20 protein-coding genes are annotated in these 17843 nt (G+C 71.0%); 7 read left to right on the top strand and 13 right to left on the bottom strand.

Annotation, left to right across the window (positions count from 1 at the left end; translation table 11 throughout):
- Positions 1-58: 58 nt before the first annotated feature.
- Together HYV14_02110 and HYV14_02105 are read left to right on the top strand one after the other, a co-directional pair.
- Positions 59-835 carry an alpha/beta fold hydrolase gene (locus HYV14_02110; protein MBI2384786.1) on the top strand — a complete coding sequence of 259 codons (777 nt, stop codon included), beginning with the start codon at positions 59-61 and terminating at the stop codon, positions 833-835.
- Between the two features lie 245 nt (positions 836-1080).
- On the top strand, positions 1081-1437 hold the full coding sequence (locus HYV14_02105) for a FecR domain-containing protein (protein ID MBI2384785.1): 357 nt from the start codon (positions 1081-1083) through the stop codon (positions 1435-1437).
- A gap of 7 nt (positions 1438-1444) precedes the next feature.
- Here the strand turns inward: HYV14_02105 and hflB are convergent, their stop codons facing one another.
- From hflB to HYV14_02085, 4 genes are all read right to left on the bottom strand, one after another.
- Positions 1445-3301 carry an ATP-dependent zinc metalloprotease FtsH gene (gene hflB, locus HYV14_02100; protein MBI2384784.1) on the bottom strand — a complete coding sequence of 619 codons (1857 nt, stop codon included), beginning with the start codon at positions 3299-3301 and terminating at the stop codon, positions 1445-1447.
- Positions 3298-4077 carry a class I SAM-dependent methyltransferase gene (locus HYV14_02095; GenBank protein ID MBI2384783.1) on the bottom strand — a complete coding sequence of 260 codons (780 nt, stop codon included), beginning with the start codon at positions 4075-4077 and terminating at the stop codon, positions 3298-3300. Before HYV14_02095 ends, hflB begins: the two co-directional genes overlap by 4 nt.
- Positions 4078-4114: 37 nt before the next feature.
- Positions 4115-4615, bottom strand: coding sequence for an Hsp20/alpha crystallin family protein (locus tag HYV14_02090; GenBank protein ID MBI2384782.1), 501 nt, complete (start codon positions 4613-4615; stop codon positions 4115-4117).
- Positions 4616-4697: 82 nt separating this feature from the next.
- Positions 4698-5846 (bottom strand): EAL domain-containing protein, encoded by a 1149-nt coding sequence (locus HYV14_02085; protein MBI2384781.1) that lies wholly within the window; start codon positions 5844-5846, stop codon positions 4698-4700.
- Positions 5847-5913: 67 nt separating this feature from the next.
- Here HYV14_02085 and HYV14_02080 point away from each other — a divergent pair, with 67 nt between their 5' ends.
- Positions 5914-6879: a PAC2 family protein gene (locus HYV14_02080; GenBank protein ID MBI2384780.1), complete on the top strand. Its 966-nt coding sequence runs from the start codon at positions 5914-5916 to the stop codon at positions 6877-6879.
- On the opposite strand, the gene HYV14_02075 is transcribed toward HYV14_02080, so the two are convergent.
- From HYV14_02075 to HYV14_02060, 4 genes are all read right to left on the bottom strand, one after another.
- Complete coding sequence (locus HYV14_02075; protein ID MBI2384779.1) at positions 6845-7447, bottom strand: HPF/RaiA family ribosome-associated protein; 603 nt, start codon at positions 7445-7447, stop codon at positions 6845-6847. The two genes, HYV14_02080 and HYV14_02075, sit on opposite strands and share 35 nt — an antisense overlap.
- Before the next feature lie 253 nt (positions 7448-7700).
- Positions 7701-8783, bottom strand: coding sequence for a DUF1624 domain-containing protein (locus HYV14_02070; protein MBI2384778.1), 1083 nt, complete (start codon positions 8781-8783; stop codon positions 7701-7703).
- Entirely contained in the window at positions 8780-9940 is a 1161-nt protein-coding gene (locus tag HYV14_02065; GenBank protein ID MBI2384777.1) for a class I SAM-dependent methyltransferase, read from the bottom strand. Before HYV14_02065 ends, HYV14_02070 begins: the two co-directional genes overlap by 4 nt.
- Positions 9937-10284: a hypothetical protein gene (locus HYV14_02060; GenBank protein MBI2384776.1), complete on the bottom strand. Its 348-nt coding sequence runs from the start codon at positions 10282-10284 to the stop codon at positions 9937-9939. The genes HYV14_02065 and HYV14_02060 overlap by 4 nt, the downstream gene beginning before the upstream one ends.
- A 188-nt stretch (positions 10285-10472) precedes the next feature.
- Here HYV14_02060 and HYV14_02055 point away from each other — a divergent pair, with 188 nt between their 5' ends.
- Together HYV14_02055 and HYV14_02050 are read left to right on the top strand one after the other, a co-directional pair.
- Positions 10473-11420, top strand: coding sequence for a hypothetical protein (locus HYV14_02055; protein ID MBI2384775.1), 948 nt, complete (start codon positions 10473-10475; stop codon positions 11418-11420).
- A 7-nt stretch (positions 11421-11427) separates the two neighbouring features.
- On the top strand, positions 11428-11604 hold the full coding sequence (locus HYV14_02050) for a hypothetical protein (protein ID MBI2384774.1): 177 nt from the start codon (positions 11428-11430) through the stop codon (positions 11602-11604).
- A gap of 5 nt (positions 11605-11609) precedes the next feature.
- Here HYV14_02050 and HYV14_02045 read toward each other — a convergent pair whose 3' ends face one another.
- The 3 genes from HYV14_02045 to HYV14_02035 form a co-directional block, all read right to left on the bottom strand.
- Positions 11610-12020 carry a response regulator gene (locus HYV14_02045; protein ID MBI2384773.1) on the bottom strand — a complete coding sequence of 137 codons (411 nt, stop codon included), beginning with the start codon at positions 12018-12020 and terminating at the stop codon, positions 11610-11612.
- 13 nt (positions 12021-12033) lie between these two features.
- Positions 12034-12441: a hypothetical protein gene (locus HYV14_02040; GenBank protein ID MBI2384772.1), complete on the bottom strand. Its 408-nt coding sequence runs from the start codon at positions 12439-12441 to the stop codon at positions 12034-12036.
- A 63-nt stretch (positions 12442-12504) separates the two neighbouring features.
- Positions 12505-14721: a PAS domain-containing protein gene (locus tag HYV14_02035; protein MBI2384771.1), complete on the bottom strand. Its 2217-nt coding sequence runs from the start codon at positions 14719-14721 to the stop codon at positions 12505-12507.
- A 197-nt stretch (positions 14722-14918) separates the two neighbouring features.
- Between HYV14_02035 and HYV14_02030 the strand changes: the two genes are divergently transcribed.
- Positions 14919-15614: a response regulator transcription factor gene (locus HYV14_02030; GenBank protein MBI2384770.1), complete on the top strand. Its 696-nt coding sequence runs from the start codon at positions 14919-14921 to the stop codon at positions 15612-15614.
- 171 nt (positions 15615-15785) lie between these two features.
- Positions 15786-16532, top strand: a complete 747-nt coding sequence (locus HYV14_02025) for a hypothetical protein (GenBank protein ID MBI2384769.1) — start codon at positions 15786-15788, stop codon at positions 16530-16532.
- Positions 16533-16652: 120 nt separating this feature from the next.
- Here HYV14_02025 and HYV14_02020 read toward each other — a convergent pair whose 3' ends face one another.
- Positions 16653-17093 carry a response regulator gene (locus tag HYV14_02020; GenBank protein ID MBI2384768.1) on the bottom strand — a complete coding sequence of 147 codons (441 nt, stop codon included), beginning with the start codon at positions 17091-17093 and terminating at the stop codon, positions 16653-16655.
- 51 nt (positions 17094-17144) lie between these two features.
- Complete coding sequence (locus HYV14_02015; GenBank protein MBI2384767.1) at positions 17145-17816, bottom strand: response regulator transcription factor; 672 nt, start codon at positions 17814-17816, stop codon at positions 17145-17147.
- Positions 17817-17843: the final 27 nt, after the last annotated feature.

The raw sequence follows: 17843 nt of genomic DNA, 5'->3' as shown, positions 1-17843 counted from the left end.
GCTCCCGTAGCCGAAGCGTTGCGTCCATGAAGCCGCGTCCGGCCCGGGAGGAGCGACTATGGAGATTCGAGCGGTGAAGTTCCGCGTCGGACACGAGTGGCGGGTGGGCGGGCTGCGTCTGTCCCCGCGAGCCGAGAAGTCGCCCGCCGTGCTCCTCCTGCACGGCTTCCCCGGCCTCCAGAAGAACGACGACGTCGCCGCCGAGCTGTGCCGCCGCGGCATGACCGCCTTCACGCCGCACTTCCGGGGCTGCTGGGGCAGCGGCGGCCGCTACAGCCTCCGCGGTCTCCTCGACGACGCCCGGGCGTCCCTCAGGCTCCTGTCGCGGTACCATCACGTGGACGCCGGGCGCGTCGCGGTGCTCGGCGTCAGCATCGGAGGCTGGGTCGCGCTGAAGCTGGCGGCGGAGACGAGGCTGGCGGCCGCGGTCGTGATGGCCCCGGCCCTGCCGCGGCTGGACGAGCCCGCCGACGCCGCCTATCTCCGCCGGAACGGGAAGGTGCTCAACATCCCCGACTTCGGCGAGGTCTGGCGGGAGTACGCCGGCATCGCCCGTCACGAACGCCCGGACATCTATCTCCGCGACATCGCGCCGACCCCGCTGCTCGTGATGCAGGGCCTGCAGGACCGCATGGTGCCGCCGGCGTCCGCGCGGCGTCTGTGGGCGCTGGCCGGCCGGCCGAAGGAGCTCCTCGAGCTTCCCGGGGAGGGCCACGAGTTCGAGAACGACCGCCCGGCGGTCGTCGCCGCGGCGTGCGACTGGCTTCAGGCGCGGCTCGCGGCCGGGCGTGACGCGGCGCTTCCCGAGCTCGTCGACGTCGGCGGCGGCGACTAGCGCCAATGCCGGTCACTTTAAGAGATTTCGCAAGAAAATATTCAACCACAAAGACACCAAGACACGAAGAAAATGGATGAAACGACCTTCTACTCGTCGTTCTTTGTGTCTTCGTGCCTTGGTGGTTCATTTTTTTGGAGAGGACGTCGCCTCTTCGTCGAAATAGAGTGACCGCCGCTCCATGGGCTCGTCCCCGCAAAGGCGCTACACTGCGGGTGAAGCTGGTCGGCGTCTTCGGAGGTCCCATGATCATTCCAGCGGCATTGGCGTTGTCGATCGTCCTGGCGGGCGGCGCGGCATGGGCGCAGACGGCGCGGCCTTCTCAGCAGAAGACCCAGGTGAAGCTCGCGAGCGCGTCCTGGTACGACAGCGGGACCGTCGTGGCGGTGGACGCGTCGAGGGGCAGGCTGCGTGTCAAGTGCGTCGACGGGAAGGTGCGCGCCTTCGCGGCGAAGAGGGCGCGGATCGATTCCATCGAGGGAAAGACCATCGCCCTGGCCGACCTCAGCATCGGCGACGAGGTCTCCCTCGCTTACGAGTACTCGGTCAAGGGCAAGGAGGCGATCGACGTCCTCCGCCTGCGCCGCGCCGTGAAGAAATAGCGGGCGCTCACGCCAGCCCCAAGGCCTGCGGCGCCGGAGCCAGCTTCGGCGAGCGGACCGCCTTGAAGATCGGCGCGAGCTCCGCCTCGGAGAGCGTCTCCTTGGCCAGCAAGGCGCCCGCCGACTGGAGCAGGACCTTCTTGTTCTCCTCGAGGACGGCGACCGCCGAGCGATAGGCCGCGTCGACGACGCCCTGGACGGCCGCGTCGATGCGGGCGGCCGTCGCCTCGCTGTACTGGCGGAACTCCGGGCCGGCGACGCCGAGATAGGCCGAGGGCTCGCGGTCGTAGGTCACGTGGCCGAGGTCGGGGATCATCCCGTAGCGGGCCGCCATGTGCCGAGCGATCTGCGTGACCTTGCCCAGGTCGTCGTGCGCCCCGGTGGAGAGATGGCCGAAGACGATCTGCTCGGCGGCGCGCCCCCCCAGCAGGACCGCCATCTTGTTCTCCAGTTCCTCCATGGTCATCAGGAAGCGGTCCTCGGTCGGCCGCTGGATCGTGTAGCCCAGCGCCGCGACGCCGCGCGGGATGATGGAGACCTTGTGGACCGGGTCGGACCCCGGCAGCGCGGCCGCGACGAGGGCGTGGCCCATCTCGTGATGCGCGACGATCTCGCGCTCCTTGGGGTTGAGCAGGCGGTTCTTCTTCTCGAGACCGGCCACGATGCGCTCGACCGCGGCGGTGAAGTCCTCCATCGCGATGCGCGCCGCCTTGCGGCGGGTGGCGACGAGCGCGGCCTCGTTGGCCAGGTTGGCCAGGTCGGCGCCCGTGAACCCCGGGGTCAGCCCGGCGATCTTCTCCGGGTCGACGCCGTGGTGCAGGGAGACCTTCTTGAGATAGAGGCCGAGGATCGCCGCCCGCCCGTTCTTGTCGGGGCGGTCCACGAGGACCTGGCGGTCGAAGCGCCCCGCGCGCAGGAGCGCGGGATCGAGTATCTCCGGGCGGTTGGTGGCGGACAGGATGACGATGCCGGCGCTCGAGTCGAAGCCGTCGAGCTCGACGAGGAGCTGGTTGAGCGTCTGCTCCTTCTCGTCGTGGCCTCCCAGCATCGGGTAGGCGCCGCGGGCGCGGCCCAGGGCGTCGAGCTCGTCGATGAAGAGGATGCACGGCGCGGTCTTGCGCGCCTGCTCGAACAGGTCGCGCACGCGGGCCGCGCCGACGCCGACGAACATCTCCACGAACTCGGAGCCGTTGATGGAGAAGAACGGCACGCCCGCCTCGCCGGCGACGGCCTTGGCCAGGAGGGTCTTCCCGGTCCCGGGCGGGCCGACGAGCAGGACGCCCTTGGGCATCCGCCCGCCCAGGCGTCCGTAGGCCTTGGGGTCCTTCAGGAAGTCCACGATCTCCTTGAGCTCGTCGACGGCCTCGTCGACCCCCGCGACGTCGCGGAAGGTCGTCTTCGTGTCGGTCTCGACGTAGACCTTGGCCTTGCTCTTGCCTATGCCCATGAGCCCGCCGGGGTCCATCTTCGCCCCCATCCTCTTCATGACCCAAAGCCAGAACACCAGGAACAGCGCCGCGGGCAGGACCCAGGACAGGAGAGCGGTCAGCAAGGTGCTCGGGAGGCGGCTCGAGTACGCGACGCCCGCCTGCTCCAATCGCCGCGCGAGGTCCAGGTCCACGCGCACGGTCGTGAACAGGGGCTTGCCCCCGGGCGCCGGGTCGTTGAAGCGGCCCGAGATCGCGTCCGGCGAGACGACGACCTCCTTGATGCGCTTGGCGTCAAGCAGCTTCTCGAACTCGCTGTAGGGCAGCACCTGCACGCCGCGCACCTGCCTCCAGACGTCGTGCAGGGCCAGCGCCGAGAAGACGGCCAGCACGAGGTAGGCCGCGGGGAAGCGCCGGGGAGGAGGATCCCCCGTCATGGCCGGCCTCCCCGGCGGAAGCATATCTGCGCGAAGCGGTCGAAGAGGCAGCTTTGGACGCTGCCCAGCGCCTCGAAACGGCTCCGGGCGAAGAGGCGGATCATCCGCTCCTTGCCCTCGCCGGAGGCGGGCGCGTCGATCGCGGCGAGGCCGTCCGGGCGCAGCACGCGGGCGATCTCCGCCGCGAGCGCGTCGATCTCGCTCTCGTTGAAGTTCAGCGCGAGGGCCCCGCAGCAGTTGACCAGGTCCACGCTCCCCCCCGGGACGCGCGCCCCCGCGGCGTCGCGGAAGGTCTCGAGGACCGACTGGGCGCGGAAGGCGGTCTTGACGGGGCGGCCCGCGGCGTCGCGGTAGACCCGGCTCCGGGCTCGGCGGACGAACTCGGGGTTGTACTCGAGCCCCAGGATCTCCGAGCCCTCGGGCAGCCAATAGGCCAGGACCTCGGCCGAATCGCCGACGCCCGCGCACAGGTCCACGGCGCGGCACGAGCGGCCGGGGAGGCGGCCGTGAAGGTTGCGCGGGATGACCCTCCAGTTCGCCCATCTCTGGCGCGCGTTGACCCCCTCGAACTCCGCCACGGTCATGGCGCAGTACGCCCGGACGGCGCGCGTGTTCACGCCTTCGCGGAACCGGAGGCGGCCTCCGATCGTGACGACGAGCTCCGCCCACGCCTGACGGAGGAGCAGAAGCGGCAGGCCCTCCGGGAGGCGCTCGCGCGCGACCCGGCGGATGCGCGCCGCCTCCGCCCGCTCCAGGCGGACAGTCCCGTTCTCCAAGATCCCACCTCCGGCCCGGCGTCCCCCCGGCCCGGCCTCAGTCGACCTTGATGCTGACGCCGCGGCTCTTGACCTGCGCGGGCTTGCGCATCGACAAGGTCAGCACGCCGTCCTTGTAGTTCGCCTTGATGTCCTCGCTGTGCAGTCCCTCGGGCAAGGTGAAGCTGCGCAGGAAGGAGCCGTAGGAGGATTCGCGGCGGAGCCAGCTCTTGCCCTTCTCCTCCTTCTCGGTCCTGCGCTCGCCGCTCACGGTCAGGACGTCGTCCTTGACCTCGACCTTCACGTCCTCCTTGCGGATCCCCGGCAAGGAGAGGTCGATGACGTACTCCTTCTCCGTCTCGCGGACGTCCGCGCGAGGCATCCAGGCCGCGGGGATGGAGGGGACGTCGGCGCGCAGCGGCGCGAACACGTCCTCGAAAAGCCCCCCGAACGGCCGCAGGCGGAATTCCCGGAACGGGTCCAGCGCCTGGAACGGATCGTACCTCTCGAGCTCTCGCCCCGCCTCCTTCTCCATCACCGTCACGTGCTTGTCGGCCATGTCGTCGTTCCTCCCGCTGATCGTTTTTACTACGCGCACTGTAGAAAACGCGCGGGCGCGGCGCCACGGAGGCGGGGTGACATTATCTTCTCGGCGCCGTGAAGGCCGGCCGGGGCCGGCCGAAATACCACCCCTGAGCCAGGTCGCAGCCGCACTCGAGCGCCAGACGGGCCTGCTCGGCGGTCTCGACGCCCTCGGCGAGGGCCAGGGCCCCGGCCGCCCCGAGCGCGGCGACGGTCCGCCGCACCAGGGGGACGGTGCCGGGGGCCTTCCCGAGCCGGCGCGTGAGGGTGATGCACAGCTTGACGATGTCCGGCCGGAGCGCCCGAACGAGCTCCATGTTCAGGTAGCCGCAGCCGGCGTCGTCGAGGGCGATCTGCGCCCCGCGCCCGCGGAGAAGCCTCAAGGCCCGGTTCAGCCGCCCGGGAGACGGTATCGGGAGATGCTCCGTGATCTCGAAGATGAGGCGCCCAGGCAGGTCCGGCTCGTCCGCGATCCGCCGCAGCGCGGGCCCCCCGAACAGGCCCGGGGACAGGTTCACCGCGAGCCGCAGCGGGAACGGCAGGCGCCGCGCCGCCGCGAGCGCCGCGTCGAGGGCGGCGAGCTCCAGCTCCTCGAGTCGTCCGAAGCGGGCGGCCTCCGCGAGCAGCAGCTCGGGACGGCGCAGCGACCCGCCGGGCGGCCCCCGAAGGAGCGCCTCGTACGCCGCGGTCTCGCCGCTGGCGAGCGAGACGATCCTCTGCCGGTAGATCGTCAGAGGACCGCGCACGATCCCGAGCACGAGCGCGCGCTCCCCCGTCGAGGCGCCGGCCCGCGCGGGCCCCGCGCGGCGAAGGCGGGCCAGCAGCTTCGCGGTCCGCCGGTCCCGGGAGTCTTCCTTCTCGACGGGGACGGTCCCGACCTCGAGCCCGGCGTGAAGCGCGACGGCCGAGCCCAGCTCGTCGGCCAGCGCCTCGACCGCGAGCACCCGGCCGGCGGCGGCGATCGACTCCAGCTGTTCCCGCTCGTCCGCCTCGATCTCGAGGGGCTTCAACTCGAAGGCGATCGCCCAGACCCCCGGCCGAGGCGACTCCAGCGGAGACAGGACCGCGTGCTGGCGCAGCAGCGAGCGCGCCGCCGCGGCGAAGCGGCGCGCCACGTCCGCGAGCGCGAAGCGCGCGACCTTCCCTCCGTGGATCAAGCCGAAGCGCTCGGCCCCGGCGTAGCGGAAGTACAGCAGGTGTACGCCCATGTCCCGAGAGGACGCAACGCGTCGGCCGGAGAGGATCGAACGGCCTTATCGTTGCTCCGCGAAGGTCATGGAGCGCGCGACTAACGGGAAGAAGCTCGTGGGCAAGGACCGCTGGCTGGTGACGGCGTGGCCCGGCATGGGCACCGTGGCCGTCACGGCGGTCGTCTATCTCCTGTCGAAGCTCAAGATGCGGCAGATCGGAGAGTTCGACGCGCACGAGCTCTTCGAGGTGGAGGAAGCGGAGGTGGAAGGCGGCCTGCTCCATCCCGCCCGTCTCCCGCGCAGCCGGCTGTTCCTGGCCGAGGACGCCGCGCCGGGCCTGGACATCGTCGTCTTCCTCGGAGAGGCACAGCCTCCGACCGGGAAGTTCGCGCTGTCCCGGCGCCTGCTCGCCGCGGCCCGCGACCTCGGCGTCACCCGGGTCTTCTGCTTCGCCGGGTGGGTGTCCGACATGGAGCCGAAGCAGACCTCTCTCGTGCACGGCGTCTCGACCGACGAGGCGGGCCTGCGCGACCTTCGCCGCCAAGGGGTCGCGGTGGTGAACAACGGCCGCATCACGGGGCTCAACGGCGTGCTGCTGGCCGCCGCGGCCGAGCAGGGCCTTCCGGGCGTCGGTCTCCTGGGAGAGATGCCCGGACTGGCGTACCAGCTCCCCTATCCGTCGGCCTCGGCCGCGGTGCTGCGCACCTTCACCGCGATGGCCGGGATGAAGCTCGACCTGGAAGAGCTCGAGAGCTACGGCCGGCAGACGCAGGAACAGCTGACCGCGGCCTACCGTCAGGCGTTGAAGTCCCTCGCCGAAGGCGAGGGCGAGGCGGGCGAGAAGGAGGACGAAGGCCCCTCGGAGCCGGCCGAGGCCCCGGCGGCGAAGGACGTCGGCCGCATCGAGGCGCTCTTCGCCGAGGCGGCCAAGGACCGCTCCAAGGCCTTCGCCCTGAAGACGGAGCTCGACCGGCAGGGCGTGTTCCGCCAGTACGAGGACCGCTTCCTGTCCCTGTTCAACGGGAAAGCGCCTCCCGGCTCCGCGCCTTGAGGCGCCGCTTGCGCCGCTCCGGCGGCGGCGCGAGCCTGACGGCGGAGACGGTCCGAGCCTGGGGCCCCTTGTCGCCCTGCTCCTCGACGAAATGCACGCGGCTGCCGGGCGTCAGGCGCCGGAACAGGCCCTTGAGCACGCTGTTCTGGTGGAAATAGATCCGGCGCTCGTCCGGGGTCTCGAGGAAGCCGTAGCCCGCGTCCGGATACTTCTCGACGACGCGCGCCTCGGCGGGCGGCGCGTGGGTCTTCACGTGATGCCGCGACAGGCGCACGGACTCCTCGAGGCGCCGCTCGGCCGCGTCGAAGGCCATGTCGATGGCCGCGTTGAGGGTGGGCTCGGCCTCGCGATTGATCACCAGCACGCGCCGCGGGATCGAGATGTCGATGCGGACGGCGTACTCCCGGTCCTTGTGGGAATGCTTGTGCCGCGACTCGGCGACGACGCGGCAATGGGTGATCCAGCCGCAGAACTCCAGCAGCTTCTCCGACCTTCGCAGCATCTTGTCCCGCCACCAGCTGTTGAGCGTGAAGCCTCGCGCGACGATCTGTAAGGGAGCCTGCATCATGGTGCCTCCTTGACGCCCGCCCTCGGAGGTCGCAACCAACCGGCCAGCGCGTCTTGGCCGGTTGGTTGCGACGTGGAGGATGGAGCCGCGAGGAGGCTGCGTTTATGCCGTGCGGCTCCGCACGGGCCCCACGGCGAGAGCGGGCCCGAACAGGGCCGGAGCGTCGAGGGCCCCGACCGCATCGGCGCCGCGCGACGCTCCGTGCGGAAGGCAGGACGGATCGCAGCCTCCGTCCTGCCCTTTCGCGCGAAGGTCAGAGGCGGCTCACCGCGGCCCGCGGCTCGCGCCGCGCCGCGACGGCCGCCGCCGCCGCCGCCGCGCCCGTGAAGACCAAGGCGTAGGCGAGGGAGGCGGCCTTCGGGCGCAGCCATGAGCCGAACAGGGAGACGGTGACGAGGAGCTTCAGGTTTCCCGGCGAGCCGTCCGGGAGCGGCGTCCGAACGAACTCCTGTATCCCGTAGGCCAGCCCCGCGAGGACGTAGGCGGCGAGCGCGCGCCGGCCGAGCGCCTCGAACGGACGGGCCCAGCGGGCGGGGCGAGCCTCGACGAGGCGCAGGCAGAAGGCGAGCCCGGCCAGCGACAGGCCGCCGGCGAACAGGGCGTAGGAGCTGGTCCAGAGGTGCTTGTTGAGCGGCAGCCGCGCGCTCCAGGCGGCGCCGAGCGCGGCCAGCGCCAGGCCCGCCGCGCCGAGGGCTCCGGCGGCGGCCGGGCCCTCGCGCACGAGGCGGCGCCCCGCCATGAGGCCGAGGAGCGACGTGGCCAGGGCGCCCAAGGTGCTCGTCAGGCCCTCGGGGTCCCCCCACGGGTCGTCGAGCAGGCGGCCGCCGAAGAGCCGGACGTCCAGCCGGTACGCGAGGTTCCCCTCCGGCGTCAGGTCCTCGCCCAGCAGCAGCTGATAGCCGATCAGCAGGGCCGCGGCCGCGGCGGGCTCGGCGGCGGGACGGTCGAGACGGAGGAAGGCCTCGACGGCGAGCCCGCACAGCGCGATGCGCTGAAGCACGCCGGGCAGCCTCAGGCCGTCCCGGCCGTGATAAAGGAAGAAGTTGACGAGCAGGCCCAGCGCCAGCAGGACGGCGGCGCGCCGCAGGACGCGGCGCGCGGTCTCCGCGGGCGTCTCCCCCCGCTCGCGCCGGGCGGCGTCGCCGAACACGGCGGAGACGCCCATGATGACGAGGAACGCGGGGAAGATGAGGTCGGCGGGCGTGCAGCCGTGCCAGTCGGCGTGCCGCAGCGGGGCGAAGACCTCGTCGCCGCCGGGAGAATTGACGGCGATCATCGCCGCGACGGTCAAGCCGCGGAAGACGTCGAGCGACCGCAGCCGGGCCGGCGGGCTCACGGCCGGACGCCGCCGGTCATCCGGCTCTCCCCGGCGAGCTCCGGGCGGCAGCGCGGCTGGGCGCGCCCGGGCCGGCTCATCACGAGCTGGAACAGCTGGGCGCGGCGCGCCCGGAAGGCGCCCGCGGCCGAGAGCAAGGAGAACTTCAGCGCCCGGTACAGCCTTTCCCCGCGCGCATCCCTGGCCCCGGGCCACCGGCGCGAGAGGTTGTCGTGCCACGCCATCAAGGTCGCGTCGTAATGCGGCCCGAGGTTGTGCGCGTCCTCCACGACGAAGCGGCCTTCCATCGCCTGGACCAGGCTCGACAGGGAAGGCGCCGCGCCGCCGGCGACGCTCCACCGCTCGAGCCACGGGTCGCGGCGCGCGGCGGGCGCGTTGCGCGCCGCGGTCTGGATCAGGGCGACGCCGTCGGCCTTCAGGCAGCGGGAGGCGGCCGCCATGACGGATCCGCAGCCCTCCGGGCCGAGCTGCTCCAGAAGACCGAAGGAGACCACCCGGTCGAACCGGCCGCGGACCTCGCCGTAATCCTGGACCCGGAGCGCGACGGGCAGGCCCTTGCAGAGCTCCCGCCCGGCGTCCACCCGCTCGCAGGCGATGTCGACCCCGACGACGCTGACGCCCCGCGTCCGCGCCGCGTGGCGCGCGAAGGCGCCCCAGCCGCAGCCGAGGTCGAGGACGCTCATGCCCGGCTTCAGCTCGAGCTTGCGGCAGGCGAGCTCCATGGCCCCGTCCACCGCCTCGTCGAGGCCGCGCGCGTCCTTCCAGTAGCCGCTGGTGAAGGACATCCTTTGCCCCAGCATCGCGCGGTAGACGTCGCCGCCGACCGCCCCGTCCGCGGAGCCGTCCGGGCCGGCGGCGCCCCGCGAGCCGAGGCCGAGGAGACGCCCCAGAAGCCTGCGCGCTCCGGACCAGGGAGCGGGCGAGAGCCTTTCGTCGAGGCCGGCCTTGAAGACCCGGTGGAAGAACTCGTCGAGTCGGTCCGACTCCCACCAGCCGTCGGCGTAAGCCTCGCCCGCCGCCAGGCTCCCGCCGGCGCGCACGCGCGCGAAGAATCCGGGCGCGAGGACCCGGATGTCCCAGGGGCGGCTCCCGCCGACGGTGACGCCCGCCCGGGCCAGGAGGGCGCCCAGCTCCGCGGCGTCGCGCTCGCCGTTCATGTCCGCTCCTCCGCCGCGCCCAGGACGAGGACGATGATCCCGCCGTCGCTCAGGGCGCGCCGGCACCGGACGATGAGCGCCTTGGAGAGGCCGAGGCTCTCGAGCCCGGCGCCGATCGCGTTCAAGCAGCCGACCGTCACCCAGACGGGGGCGAGGGCGCGCCAGTCCGCGATCGCGGCCGCGGCCTCGGCCGTCGGGAGCTCGTTGGCGACGATCGCGATGCGGCGCAGGTCGACGCCGGCGCGGCGCAGCTCCGCCGCCGCGCCGGCCGCCTCCCGGCAGTCGCGGCAGATCGCCGCGACCGGCCCGGTCGTCCTGGCCTCCGTCCTCGATCCCGTCGTCATCCGTCATCAACGTAGAAGAATTCCCGCGTCCGCGCGATGGACGATTTGTCGAGATGTTGGAACGAGGATATGACGCGCCGGAGGCGTCACAATCAGGAACCAATACTGTCACGCGCCCTCAATAGGAATCGGTTCCGCCCGCGTCGTATATTGGTCCACGCGTGATTTTAAAAGGGACGAGGCACGAGATGAGGCATGAGAGCGAGGGCGGGACGCCGGGGCGTTGGGGGATCGTCTTGGCGGGCGGGGAGGGCGAGCGTCTCAAGCCGCTGATCCGGCAATGGCTGGGGCACGAGAGGCCCAAGCAGTTCTGCACCCTGACGAGCGACAAGACCTTGCTCGAGGAGACCCTGGACCGCGTCGCGCCGCTGGTCCCGCGGGAGCGCCTCGTCACGATCATCGGCCGAGAGCACGCGAAGTTCATGAACGGCTGCGCCGCGCGCGCCGGCCTCCTCATCGCCCAGCCGTCCGGCCGCGAGACCGCGCCGGGGATATTCCTTCCGGCGGCCCACATCCTGCGCGCCGACCCGTCGGCGACGGCGCTGATCTTCCCCTCGGACCACTTCATCTCCTCCGGCCCGGCCTTCGGCGCGTGCGTCGAGCGGGCCGCCGCCCTGGCCGAGCGCCGCCCGGACAAGATCGTGCTCCTGGGCGCGATCCCGGACGGGCCGGAGCAGGACTACGGCTGGATCGAGCCGGACCGCTCCTGGCCGAGGCCCGCGGGCGCCATGCAGGTGGCGCGCTTCCGGGAGAAGCCCGGCGCGCGCGAGGCGGCGGAGATGTACGAGCAGGGCTGCCTGTGGAACACGATGGTCATGGCCGTCAAGATCGAGACCTTGTGGGAGCTGGGGCGGACCTGCCTTCCGGAGATGATGACGCACTTCGACGAGCTTCTCCCGGCTCTGGGAACCGCGAGGGAAGCCGCGGCTCTCGACGAGGCCTACCGGCGCCTGGGCCGCTTCAACTTCTCGAGCCAGATCGTCGAGCGCGTGCCGGAGCGGGTCATGGTCGTCCCCATGTCGGGCGTCGAATGGAGCGACCTCGGGCGGCCGGCCCGCATCCGGGAGCTGATGGGGAGGCTCGGCCGCGGGCTCCCCGCCGCTCCGGTCCCGGCGTTCGCCGGGGCGGCGGCCTAGGTCCGTCATGAGCGCCCCGAAGACCGAAGCCCCCGCGCCCGCCGCGGTCGAGACGCTCGAGCGCCCCGACACGGGGTCCGTGGTCGTCCGGTTCTTCAAGATCGACTTCGACCGCTGCATCATCAGGCAGGGCAGCCGCGTGAGGCCCGCGGGCCCGCGGCGCCGCCGCCACGCGCTCCGCTGACGCCGTCAGCCCACCACGCGCCAGGGCTTCGTGCGGTCGCTGCCGCCCGACGGCGCGCCCGTTCCCAGGATGTCCTCGACCACCTCGCGCAGCCGCTGCGGGTCGATGGGCTTGGTGATGAAGGCCCGCGCGCCCTTGTCCAGGGCGGACTTCGCGACCGCGATGTCGGATTGGCCGGTCAGCATCACGACGACCATGCTCGGGACCAGCTTCAGCCCCCCCTCCAGGACCTCGAGGCCCCCGACCCCCGGCATCACCAGGTCGAGGAGCACCAGGGCCGGCCGCTCGGCGCCGATCAGCCGCAGCGCCTCCGCGCCGCCGTCCGCCTCGAGCACCGCGGCCACCGGGGAGAGCACGTAGCGCAGGATGCGCCGGGTGTCCGCGTCGTCGTCGACGATCAGTATCTTCTGCGTCATCCTCTCGACCCGGTCAATCGCACGCGGCCCAGAGCAGGCGCCGCCCGGTCGGCCGTTCCGCGTCGCCGGACGCCTCGGCGGTGACGAACAGCCCGGCGCAGGCCGTCGCCGTGAGCACGCGAAGCTCGCCGCTGAGGTCCGGGGCCACGTTCAGGAGGCCGAGGTTCACCGGAGGCTCGTCGCCCCGGGCCTGCGCCCACGCGACGTAGGCGTAGGCCGGCGGCTCCAGCCGCTCCGGCTCGCGCAGGTGCTTGACGCGGAGGTCGACGGCCGTGCCGCTGCCCGGCACCCGGGTGAAGCTGACCTCGCCCTCGGCCGCCGCCAGCTCGGGGCCGCGGCTCAGGGAACGGCCTCCGCCCAAGGAGGCGCAGGACCACAGCGCCGCGGCGACCGCCGGCATCAGCAGGATCTTGGTGTTCATGCGCCCCCCTCCGTCGAGGATGATTATAGGGCGCGCGGGCGGGGCAAGCCTACTGCCGGGCGGTCACTTATTTGCGGCCTTGCGGTGACGGCCCCGCGCGGCGCGGCGGCGCGGCTTCTCGGCGAGGGGCAAAGTGAAGAAGATGATCGAGCCGCGTCCCAGGTCGCTCTCCGCCCACACCCGGCAGCCGCGGTTGGTGAGGATGGACCGGACGATGGAGAGCCCGAGGCCGGTGCCCCTCTCGGTGTTGCGCCGCGCGTTCTCCGCGCGGTGGAAGCGGTCGAAGATCCGCGGCAGGTCCTCCCGCGGTATGCCGATGCCGGTGTCGCGCACCGAGACGACCGCCCTCCGGCCGACCACCCGGGCCTGGATGAAGACGCGGCCGTTCTTGCGGTTGTACTTGATCGCGTTCTCGCACAGGTTCTGTATCACCTGGGACAGCTCGGCGCGGTTCATGACGACGCGGAGGTTCTTCGACACGCGCACGATGATGGACACGGAGCGCTTGCGGCGCACGGGGGTCAGGCTGCGCACCATCCGGTCGACGCTCGCGCGCAGGTTCACGGTGTCCGCCGCGGTGCGCACCCGTCCCGCGTCGTGCGAGGAGAGCTGGAGCAGGTCCTCGACGAGCTGAGACAGGCGGTCGGCGTGCTTCTCGATGATCTGCGTGAACTTGACGCGCTGATGCGGGATGTCGAGCGCGCCGGAGACGAGGGATTCCGCGTAGCCCTTGATCGCCGTGATGGGCGTGAGGAGCTCGTGGGACACGTTGGCGACGAAGTCCCGCTGGCGGGCCTCGCTCTTGCGCAGGGCCGCCGCCTCCGCGGCCTCCTTGCGCAGGCTCACGTCCTCGATGACGAGCACGATGTTGATGCCGCTGTCGCTCTCGTACGGGACGACGCGGCCGCTGATCGCGAGCATGCGCGTACGCAGCTTCGGGACCACGCATTCCAACTCGAGGTTCGAGAAGGGCGTCCGGGCGGAGGCCAGCGCGGAGAGGTTCTTGCGCAGCGCCGGCAGGTTCCACTGGCCCCGGCCCAGCTCGTAGACGGATCGTCCCTCGACCTCGGCGGGCGTGGCGGAGAACAGGCTGTAATAGGAGCGGCTCGCGCGCACGACCTTCAGGTTCCGGTTCAGGATGAGGAGGGAATCGTTGACCGTGTCGACGATGGCCTCGGCGTAGTCGCGGGCCATCTCCAGCTGGCGGACGCCGGATTTCCTCTCGGTGATGTCGATCATCGACATCACGGCTCCGGCGATGCTGTTCTCCGTGGTCTTGTACGGGCGGAACCACAGGGAATACCAGCGGTCCTTCTGGTCGCACACCTCGAGGTGGCTCGGCCCGAACCCGGACAGGACGGAGCGGAGGATCTCCTGGAGCTGCGGCACGTCGACGTTGAGCTTGAGGGCCGAGATCGGGCGGCCCACGTCGGAGTAGCCGACGCCGAAGGCCTTCTCCGCCGGCGGAGTGTAGCGGCGGATGCGCATCTTCATGTCCAGCATGATGATCGGGATCTCGGCGCTGGCGAGGAGGTTCGACAGGTCGTCGATGGTCGCGCTCACCTGCAGGTTGCGCTCGCGCAGCTCCTGGTTGACCGAGATCAGCTCGGCGTTGGCCGCCTGGATCTCCCGCTTGACGGCGGCAAGCTCGTCCTCGTCCGGGGAGGTCCTCTCCCCCGGGACCGCGGAGGCCTTGGCCGGCCGGCCTCGCGTCTCCGCGAACGTCAGCTGGGCGTCGCCGCCGTTCGGCGGCGCGCCCTCCATGGCCGCGCCGTCGAGCTTGAAGAGCACGAGGTACCGCCGCCGGCGGTCTGTCTCGACCCGGATCGAGAGGACCTCGATGCCGACCGCGACCTCCCCCCCGTCGAGCGGGCAGCGGACGAGGCGGCGGACCGAGCGGTCCTCCGACTTCGCCGTCAGGAGAGCGGCCCGGATCGCGATCGTCAGCCCCTCGTGGACCAGCCTGAGGAGGTCCGAGGCGGGCGCGCCGGGCTCCCGCAGCAGCGGCGGCGGCAGGCGGCCCTGGACGTGAAGGATGTTGAAGGCGTCGTCGATCAGGAAGGCGGCGGGCGTGTAGCGCGACAGGAGGACGCGCTTGACCTCCTCCTGGAGCGTCGGATCGGCGACGGCCCGCACCCCGCTGCGGCGGTCGGGGATGGCGGCGAGGTCGGCCGGGACGTGGGCCGCGCCGTTCGGCGCCGGAGGCGCCGCGCGGGACGGTTCCGCGACGGGCGGGCGCGCCGCCATGACGCGGCGTTTGGTCTTCTTGCGAGTGCTCACCTTAATATATGTGCCCGTCAAATGCTATCAGGAACGCCCGCCGGAGCCCATGGACAAGTTGTCATACACATGTGACGCCCGTTTGACATGCCCCGGGGAGGACTCAGGTCACAATTACGATACATATCAGTAACGATTCCTCACTTCGCGCGGGCGTCATCTTGAATTAGAATGGTCGGAGTACACGGAGGGGATTTATGCAGACCAAGGAAAAGATACTCATCGTCGAGGATGAAAAGGATCTCGTCAAGCTGATCCGCTACAACCTCGAGAAGGAGAAGTTCCGCGTGACGTCCGCCCGCGACGCCGAGACCGGGCTCAAGCTGGCCCGGAAGTCGAAGCCCGACCTCATCCTGCTCGACATCATGCTTCCCAAGATGGACGGGCTGGAGTTCCTGCGCACGATCCGCCCCGAGGTGGACATACCGATCATCCTCCTCTCGGCCAAGCGCAGCGAGATGGACCGCATCCTCGGCCTGAAGCTCGGCGCCGACGACTATATGGTGAAGCCGTTCTCCATCGGCGAGCTCCAGGCCCGCATCACCGGGCACCTGCGCCGGCACGCGGGCGCGGCGACCAACGGCGACACGAAGAAGTCTGTGACCATCGGCAGCATCGCCATCGACTTCGAGCGGCACGAGATCCTCGTCGCCGGCAAGCCGGCGAACCTCGCGCCGAAGGAGTTCGCCATCCTGAAGCTGCTGATCGAGGCCAAGGGCAAGGTCCTCTCCCGCGACCAGCTGCTCCAGATGATCTGGGGGCACGAGAAGGACATGGAGATCGACACGCGCACCGTCGACCAGCACATCGCGCGCCTGCGCCGGAAGCTCGGGCCGGAACGCAACCGCATCGCGACCGTCCCCAACTTCGGCTATCAGATCAAGATGAAGTGACCCGCCGCGGCCCGCGCTCCGGAGTCCTTCCGCTCCGGAGCGCGGGCCTCGCTCCCCGGGGTCGAGCGTCCGTCACCGGGCCGTCGAATTATCTTCTCTTTTCCTCCGTAGGCGCGCGCCGCGGCGAGACCTATAATCAAACCGAAGCAGCGCAACCGGGAGGGAACGAGGATGACGACGAGACACGCGCGGACGCTCACGCGCGAATACGACGCCGACGCGACTTTGGTGGAGGCCCGCAACAACTTCCTGGGCCGGATCTCCCACGAGCTGAGGAACACCTTGGCCACGATGAAGACCGCGGCCTATTGCCTGAAGGACGACCGCGACGAGAAGCTGACGCCGCGGCAGGCCCAGATGGTCGACATGATCTCCCGGAACATCGACCGGCAGTCCCGCATCGTCGAGAACATCCTCGATCTGGCGCGCTACCGGTCGGACAAGCTCAAGATCCGCCTCCGGCGGACGGACGCGGCCGCGATCATCGCCGACCTCGCCGCCGAGTACCGCCTCACCCCCGGCGCGCGCCGCCTCGAGGTCCGCGTCGACCGCGGCCTGCCGAGCGTCGAGTGCGACCCGGACCTGATCGCGCAGGTCCTGCGCAACCTCGTCGACAACGCCCGGCGCTACGCCCGGGAGAAGATCGTCGTCGAGGCCGCCATGGCGGGCGACGCCCGCGTCTCCTTCAGCGTGACCGACGACGGCGAGGGCATCCCCGCGGGGCGCCTCGAGCGCCTGTTCTCCTTGTTCGACGGGCTCGAAGCCCCCGTGCGCGACGACGGGCACAAGGGGACGGGCCTCGGCCTGGCGATCTGCCGCGAGATCGTCGAGGGCCATCACGGCCGCATCAGGGCCGAGAACACGGCGGACTCCGGCGCGCGCTTCAGCTTCGAGCTCCCGCTCGCGCTCTCGCCGTGAACGGGGAGCGCGGAGGACGGAGGCTGGCGGTCGAAAGGCTCAACGCGGCGCTCGTCCGGGAGATCGTCCGGGTCTTCCTCCGCCGCGGCCCGCCCGAGCGGGAGGCTCGCCGCGCCGACCTTATCGCGGAACGGATCGTGCGGCTCGGCGGCGCGCCGGACTATTCTTCCTTGCGGCCGGCGCCGCGCGTCCGTCGGCGCGCGACAGCGCGAGTTTGACCCGGGAACGGAGCTCCTCCAGGGCGAACGGCTTGACCAGGTAATCGTCCGCCCCGAGCCGGGCGCCGAGCGCGACGTCGACCGGACGGCGCCTTCCGCTCAGGAGGATGACGGCCACGCGGCTCTCCTGCCGCAGCTGCTCCAGGAAGTCGAAGCCGCTCATCCCGGGCAGCACGACGTCGAGCAGGATCAGATCGGGGCTCCAGCGGCGGAAGACGTCGAGGGCCGCGGAGCCGTCGCGCGCGCGGCGGATGCGGAATCCCTCGCGCGCCAGGGCCAGCTCGAAGAGACGGGCCAGGTCGTCCTCGTCCTCGACGAGGAGGATCTTTTCTTTCTCCGTCATATGACAATTATTACATCCCGCGACGGATAAGTCAAGGGGCGGCTTCGGCCGTCAGCGCGCGAGCTTGTAGCCGAAGTTCGGCACGGTCGCGATCAGCCTGCCCGCGGCGCCGAGCTTCCGGCGCAGGCGCGCGATGTGCTGGTCGACGGTCCGCGTGTCGAGGTCCAGGCCCGCGTCGTGCTCCCAGACCAGCTGCAGCAGGGCGTCCCGGGTGAGGACCTTGCCGTCCGCCTCGAGCAGGAGCTCCAGCACCCGGAACTCCTTCGTGGCCAGCTTCACCGGCCGGCCTTCGACCGTGACCTCGTGGCGCGCGAAGTCCACGGCGAGCGGGCCGATCGCCGCGTTCCTCCCCCCCTTCGGCGCGGAAGGCTTGCGCAGGCGCGCGGCGACGCGCGCCAGCAGCTCGGCCATGCTGAACGGCTTGATCATGTAGTCGTCCGCGCCGAGCTTGAGGCCCAGGACGCGGTCGAGCTCGCTGCCCTTGGCGCTCAGCAGGATCACGGGGACGTCGCTCTCGCCGCGCAGGGTCCGCAGGAACTCCAGCCCGTCCATCCCGGGAAGCATGATGTCCAGGATCAGGAGGTCGGGGTTCGACTCGCGGATCTTCTTGAGCCCGGACTCGGCGCTGGGGGCCGAGACGACCTTGTAGCCGCCCTTCTCCAGGTTGTGACGGAGGAGGCGGACCAGGTCCTTCTCGTCGTCGATGACGAATATCGTGGCCATCCGGCCGCTATCATAAAAAATAACACG

This window comes from Elusimicrobiota bacterium (assembly GCA_016182905.1).
GTDB lineage: Bacteria > Elusimicrobiota > Elusimicrobia > UBA1565 > UBA9628 > GWA2-66-18.
This window is presented reverse-complemented; position numbering and strand designations above follow the sequence as displayed.